This is a genomic window from Candidatus Babeliales bacterium, from assembly GCA_035455925.1.
Classification (GTDB): Bacteria; Babelota; Babeliae; order Babelales; family Vermiphilaceae; genus SOIL31.
This window is the reverse complement of sequence record DATIEE010000020.1, coordinates 1-6,640: the sequence shown is the minus strand read 5'-3', so window position 1 is coordinate 6,640 and position 6,640 is coordinate 1. Positions and strand designations below refer to the sequence as shown.

Here is a 6,640-nt window from a genome sequence, read left to right as displayed (position 1 = left end):
ATATATGGATATTAATAATGCAACAGAAGGATATTTGGTTATTTTTGATCGCAATTCAGAAAAAACATGGGATGAAAAGATTTTTAACAAAAAAACTACTGCCGGTAAATACACCATTGAAGTATGGGGTATGTAAATATACTATTAATGAAAATAATTCATATGAATAATTTTTATACAAAAGTAACATGCTAATAATTAAAAAATTACAAAAGCATCATCTAATGAAACTAAATCTATTTTCAGTATAATTAATTACGTGGGCAATCTTCATAAATAATTTTATTATCATCCTTATCTTTGATAGACACATTAAAACGATCTTGTATATATGTTAAAATCTTATGTGCTTGTTCTAACCACTGATAAGCGATTTCTCTTGAAATAATACAAACTATAATTGGTTTATATGATTTTATCCATTCTTCATATGATGAAATAGTAACAAGCTTTTCTTCTGAATCAAAAAAGCCTTGATATCGCGGTGTAATACTAAAAATAATTGCACCATCACTATCATTATACATCCATGCAGCACATTGACGATAAGACCATAGCTGATAATATTCACCAACCCAATTGTCAAATTCACCTTCATATACTAAATCTGGATTTAACCGCCCTTCATCATTTTTATTATCAAGCGCATATTTTAAATATTCATTATGCAAGTAACCAATATCTTCTTTTATAGATTCATGTAAAAAAAAATCATTATGTAATACTTTAGTAAGATGTTTAACAAATCTATCCATACTGCTTTCAAGATCCTCATCAAAATTTAAAACATATTCTTTATAATCTTCATAAAAACTTATCGTCATCTGACAATAACAAGGCAACTGTTCAAATGGTTGTTCTAAATTAACTACTAACTTATATGTATCATTTAATACAAAAACAATATCATATGGATACATCTTATATTCCTTCCTATGCAATAGTAATCAACTAATTATTTAATAATTTTTCCTGTTTTACTAACCCAACCATTTTTAATTAACGTTCTTTTTATTGACTCTGTATAAGAATTACCCCCCGAAACAATATCCTTCCAAGTTATGACATAACCATGAAATTTACCTGATATTGTTTGTTTAAAAATAACAAAATTATCTCCTTCAATACCAATTCTTTGTTTCATACTACCCTTTATTTGTAATGAATAATCCAAACTTTTTTGTCCATCACAGGGACATATACTTTTTTTTCCAATACTATTTTTATGATGATAACCTGCATTTTCGTAAACACCATTCGGATGTTCTTCCTTATCATCTTCATGCCTTGGCGGCTTTCCTCCACAATTACATGTATTGGCTATTCCATCTTATAGAGGATATCTATCATATTGTTTATTTTTTTGAAGTTTTTTATGCGCACAATAACATCCAAGACCAACAAGACCAATTACAATACATTTGATAGGAACTATGCCGTTTTGAGTATATATCAATGTATCTGCGGCAAACCCTTCTGATTGCGCTAGTGATACGTACAACAAGCCAACTATACAGATAAAAATGGATAATTTTTGTTTCATACCAACTCTACTGATTAATTGATGGGTGATCATGCTCTTATTTATACATAAATTAGAAATCTGCAATCTCAATAGTAGGGTCATTCAATAAATCTGAGAGCGATTCTTTATTAGGATTAATTACTTTAAATTCCCAGCACATAAGATCTTGAATTGATGATGCCACACAGACAGTAATAACGCCTAGAAATACAGCAAAGTTTAAAGTATTATTAGTTGTTATTGTATATATAATGGGGGATAAAAATGCGGCAAAAATAAAATTTATGGGACCTAAAAAAATAGCACAGCATAATATTTGATATATATTATTTATAGAAGCATAATCAGAATAGGTTCGTATTCCCGGAAGAATAAACGATAAAGGCAATAGTGGCACTAATCTCCTTAATAATTCGCTATAATTTCCATAATATTCACCTGCAAAAGTAGGCCTGATTAAGGGGCCTGTATGCTTTATAAAATTTGATCTTTCCACAATATCTAAAACACGATTAGTTTCTGCTACACTGCTCATTAAACGATTATTTCTCTCTTGAATAAGGTTAGATATATCATCCCATACAGGATTAACACTATATTTAAAATAAAAAAATAGCCCAACAATTGATAAAATATACTTGGCATTTGGAATAACCACTTTTTTAATTGTATGTTCACAAAAATTAAATACAGAGATTTTTCTTCGTTTAGAATATGCTATACGATTATCACGATCCGGGCCTCCGTTACCACTTATAAAACAAAGATAAGGTTGTATTTTATCTTTTATTTCCAAGGGAAGCGAGTTAAAAATAGAAAGTTGATTTTTGCTAAAAATTAGTCCTTGAAGATTGTTTTGTATGAGATTTTTTTGATCAGAGGTAAGTTGCAGTACTTCCTGCACAGTAAGTGTATAACCTTCATAAGTATCCCATCCACCTGTCCTATAATCTTTTAAAATAACTATTTTCTCTGTGATATTTAAAAATAAATCTTGTATAGTTGCTTTTTTTATAAGCTTTGGAAGATTGGATGCTCCTTTATACTGATCAGTAAAATCTTCACTAATCAATCTGTACTGAAGCTCTTCTGGTAAATGTAATAATCCAAAAGCAAGTTGTAATGGTAAGAAAGGAAATTCAGGATCATGTTTAAGATGATTAATTTTATCCCAAACCATTTTTTGAGCAAACAGCTTTAATTCCTTAAATTTGGTCTGTGCTGTTGATAATTTTAATGATAATAATTCATTAAGAAAAACGTTTGCATCTTCTTTATGTCGTAAAAATTCTTGTTCTAGTTCTGGCGTAAATGTAAACAATTCCATAGGTAAAATAAGGCTGTGTAACAACAGTGTATTAATGAAAAAACAAAAAGATATTATGCGTGCAATTTTATAATGATACATGAGTATTAATGAACGAAATTATAAAAATTTAAAAATATATATTTTATTAGAACATGAAATGGTTTTTATATTGACTTTGACTAACTAATCACTAATGTTAATTGTAGAATATAAGCATTATCAATAATTAACATTGGGAATAGATTGTATGCGTTATTTCAACACGACAGGGCCAATCAACCCAAAAGATCATTATTATATCCCGTGGTAAAATTCATCGCGAATATGCTTTTAGAATATATTTTTTAGACTATCAAGACCTTGAACAGAAATTTTATCAGCTAAAGGATATGAAGTTTTTTGAGGATAAATAACATATAGATGATCTAAATGCAAAGTCTCTAAGGCAGTAATCATAGATTTAGTTATAGTCGGAGCATCAGTATGTTTAACTTCAAAACCAATGCGCTTACCATTTTTTATAATGAGAAGATCAAGTTCTGTACTGCTTTGAATAGCCCAAAAGTAACATTCTTCTTGTTGTGCATGATTAACTGAAATGATTTCTTCTAATGCAAAGCCTTCCCATGAGGCACCAAGCCGAGGATATACATTAAGCTCGTTTTGATTTTGAATACCTAAAAGCGCATGCAACAAGCCACTATCGCGTATATAAATTTTTGGTGTTTTTATTTGTCGTTTATTAATGTTTTCAAACCATGGCTTTAGAACACGCACCATAAATGTACCTTCTAAAATTTCTACGTAATTACGTACCGTATGATGTGAAATACCTAATGAGCTACCAAGCTCTGAATAATTTAGTATGTTGCCATGATTATGCGCAAGCATCATCCACAATCTGCGCATTTGTGCTGCCGGAATATGAAATCCTAAATTTGGTATATCACGCTCCATAAATGTTGAAATGTATGCTTGACGCCATGCATAGCTTCCTTGAACTGTTTTTGCCATGTATGAATTAGGAAAACCTCCTTGTACCCATAATGTTTGCTGATCATGAGTTTCAGCAATTGAAAATGGTGTTAATTCAATGTAGCCAATTCTTCCGGCAAGCGTTTCTGATGATTGCTGTAATAAGTCTCGTGATGCGCTGCCCAGAATTAAAAATTTACGTGGTTTTTCGTCAACAAGTACACGTAAAATTGGAAAAAGTTCAGGTTTTCTTTGAATTTCATCAATAATTATAAGATCACTATTAAGACTAGATAGTGTCATCATGGGATTTTCTAGTCGCGCAAGATCAATAGGATTTTCTAAGTCGATAAAATGTACATTAGAATAGTGTAATGCATACTGATGAGCCAAAGTTGTTTTACCAACTTGTCGTGGTCCCAACAATCCACAAACAGAGTGGATGCTATGTTGAAAATAAATTTGGTCCAGAAAATAGGTTCTTTTAAGCATTTATTTTCCTGTAATTTGGAAGTTATAGTTCCAAATTACATAATTTGGTTACAATAATCAAGGGTTTAAACTTGCTGCATGAAGCATGAAATATGTAAAATTTGATTTTTTATATGATGATGAGAGATTAAACTCTATGTGTAATGGCAACAGCCTGCATGTTTGATGTAAATTAACTAAAAAAACGTGAGGATGGCGTTTGTATTGCTATCATCACGTTTAATTTTGGGCGATATTACAAATTATTATAGAAGGTTATTGCCTTTTGTTTGATTGTCTCAGTTGTCCATGGTTGCTGCGAAGATAAAATAGACTCATACGGAATTGTTGTAAAAGCTTTAGTTTCTTTTTTAACCGTCAATATTGCTTTGTTTTTAGTCCCCCATATACCCATTTCTGATCCATCAGACAATCTTGATCGTGTTGGTCCTTCTCGGTCGTGTGAAAGAGCATTTACGCCGCCCATTTCTAGAATTCTATGTACATTCTCCATAACTTTGTCCCTACTGTCTACGGGAATTTTTTTCAGCTCTGAGATTATTTTAGGCGTGTAATGAGAAATCAGGATTCCATCAAGAATTTTATCGTATTCTTCTCTATGTATAGAATCAGACGCATTTTCTGCTCGTAGTTCTTTGATTATGCCACCGTCCCAACCATTCTCATCTAATTTGCTTTTATATACATTGGCAATAACTTCGTTTGATGGTTTACTATTGATAAAATTATCATTATTACTATCACTTGGCGATTGACCAAACATCTTGTTAAACCATTTTCTTATGTTATTATCTTTACCATATATTGCTATTAGAGCAACTATTGCCACAGTTGCTATTACCAACGCTTTTCTCCCGCCCCACGCGCTAATGGTATTGGTTAATGATGCTGGTATTCGAATCTTTTGAAAAGTGTCTGTCACTCTACTGTATGCCCAGTTCATCGAGTTATAAATGCCAAAATTCATCCATCCAGCATTTGATGGTGTTGCTGCACAAAAATTAATAATTGATGAAAAACCTATGCAAAGTGCAATTGTGATAAAAAGTTTATTATATTTCATATTTTACCTTTAATGTGACTATATTTTTGAAATTAATGATTAAAGTATACATTATTTTCAAAAAAACAACAAAAAAAACAGATAGAAAATATTATTGCCAAAACTTACGCATTAATATCTCAAAAATGATGTTGAAAATACTCACCAACCCAATTTGTCAAATTCATCTTTATATACTAAATTAGAATTTAACAGCCCTTCATCATTTTCATTATTAAGCGCATATTTTAAATATTCATTATGCAAGTAATCAATATTTTTTTTTATAGATTCATTATCATTCCATGATCTACACTATGGCATGCTATTTCTGCAACCATATTTCCAGATGATATCTTACATTCATACATGCCAACATTATCACCAATTACAATACATTTGACAGGAACTGTGCCGTTTTTAGTGTATACCAATGTATCTGCGACAAACCCTTCTGATTGCGCTAGAGATATATACAACAAGCCAACTATACAGATAAAAATGGACAATTTTTGTTTCATACCAACTCTACTGATTAATTGATGAGTGATCATGCTCTTATTTATACATAAATTAGAAATCTGCAATCTCAATAGTAGGGTCATTCAATAAATCTGAGAGCGATTCTTTATTAGGATTAATTACTTTAAATTCCCAGGAAAGGAGATCTAATATTGATAATGTCACAAACCTACTAACAACACCTAGAAATAGAACTAAACTTAAAATGTTATTAGTTGTTATTATATATAAAAGAGAAGATGAAATTACTGTAAGAAAAAAAGCTGACGGAATCGAGAGCAATAGTAATTGATAATAATTTATAGATAGTATGTATACAATTATAATCATAATAGATTCTCATTCCAGGAAGAATAAACGATAAAGGTAATAATGAGATTAATCTCCTTAATAATTCCCTATAATTTCCATAATATTCAGGCTCAAAAGTAGGACTGATAAGGGTGCCAGTATGGTCTATAAAGTTTAATTTTTCTACAATATCTAAAAGACCGTTTGTATCTGCTACACTCGTCTCTAAACGATTATTTCTTTCTTGAACAAGAATAGATATATCATCCCATACAGGATTAACACAATATTTAAAATAAAAATTTAAAAATATATATTTTATTAGAGCATGCAATGGTTTTTGTATTGACTTTGACTAACTAATCACTAATGTTAATTATAGAATATAAGCATTATAAGTACAATAAATAATATAAATTTGGGAAATAAACTATATGCGCTATTTCAACACGGCAGGGCCGATCAATCCAAAAGATCATTATTA

The 6,640-nt window shown here is 30.3% G+C and carries 8 protein-coding genes; all 8 read right to left on the bottom strand.

Features of this window, described 5'->3' with window-relative positions; all coding sequences use genetic code 11:
* Window positions 1-251 precede the first annotated feature (251 nt).
* The 8 genes from VLB80_02955 to VLB80_02920 all read right to left on the bottom strand — a co-directional run bounded on the left by VLB80_02955 (window position 252) and on the right by VLB80_02920 (window position 6,490).
* Window positions 252-920, bottom strand: coding sequence for a hypothetical protein (locus tag VLB80_02955; protein HSC25153.1), 669 nt, complete (start codon window positions 918-920; stop codon window positions 252-254).
* A 35-nt stretch (window positions 921-955) separates the two neighbouring features.
* On the bottom strand, window positions 956-1,144 hold the full coding sequence (locus VLB80_02950; protein ID HSC25152.1) for a hypothetical protein: 189 nt from the start codon (window positions 1,142-1,144) through the stop codon (window positions 956-958).
* A 186-nt stretch (window positions 1,145-1,330) separates the two neighbouring features.
* Window positions 1,331-1,543: a hypothetical protein gene (locus tag VLB80_02945; protein HSC25151.1), complete on the bottom strand. Its 213-nt coding sequence runs from the start codon at window positions 1,541-1,543 to the stop codon at window positions 1,331-1,333.
* Between the two features lie 52 nt (window positions 1,544-1,595).
* Window positions 1,596-2,852, bottom strand: coding sequence for a hypothetical protein (locus VLB80_02940; GenBank protein ID HSC25150.1), 1,257 nt, complete (start codon window positions 2,850-2,852; stop codon window positions 1,596-1,598).
* Between the two features lie 312 nt (window positions 2,853-3,164).
* Entirely contained in the window at window positions 3,165-4,301 is a 1,137-nt protein-coding gene (locus tag VLB80_02935; protein HSC25149.1) for an ATP-binding protein, read from the bottom strand.
* A 235-nt stretch (window positions 4,302-4,536) separates the two neighbouring features.
* Window positions 4,537-5,364 (bottom strand): hypothetical protein, encoded by an 828-nt coding sequence (locus tag VLB80_02930; protein ID HSC25148.1) that lies wholly within the window; start codon window positions 5,362-5,364, stop codon window positions 4,537-4,539.
* 263 nt (window positions 5,365-5,627) lie between these two features.
* Window positions 5,628-5,864 (bottom strand): hypothetical protein, encoded by a 237-nt coding sequence (locus VLB80_02925; GenBank protein HSC25147.1) that lies wholly within the window; start codon window positions 5,862-5,864, stop codon window positions 5,628-5,630.
* Window positions 5,865-6,076: 212 nt separating this feature from the next.
* Window positions 6,077-6,490: a hypothetical protein gene (locus tag VLB80_02920; protein ID HSC25146.1), complete on the bottom strand. Its 414-nt coding sequence runs from the start codon at window positions 6,488-6,490 to the stop codon at window positions 6,077-6,079.
* Window positions 6,491-6,640 lie beyond the last annotated feature (150 nt).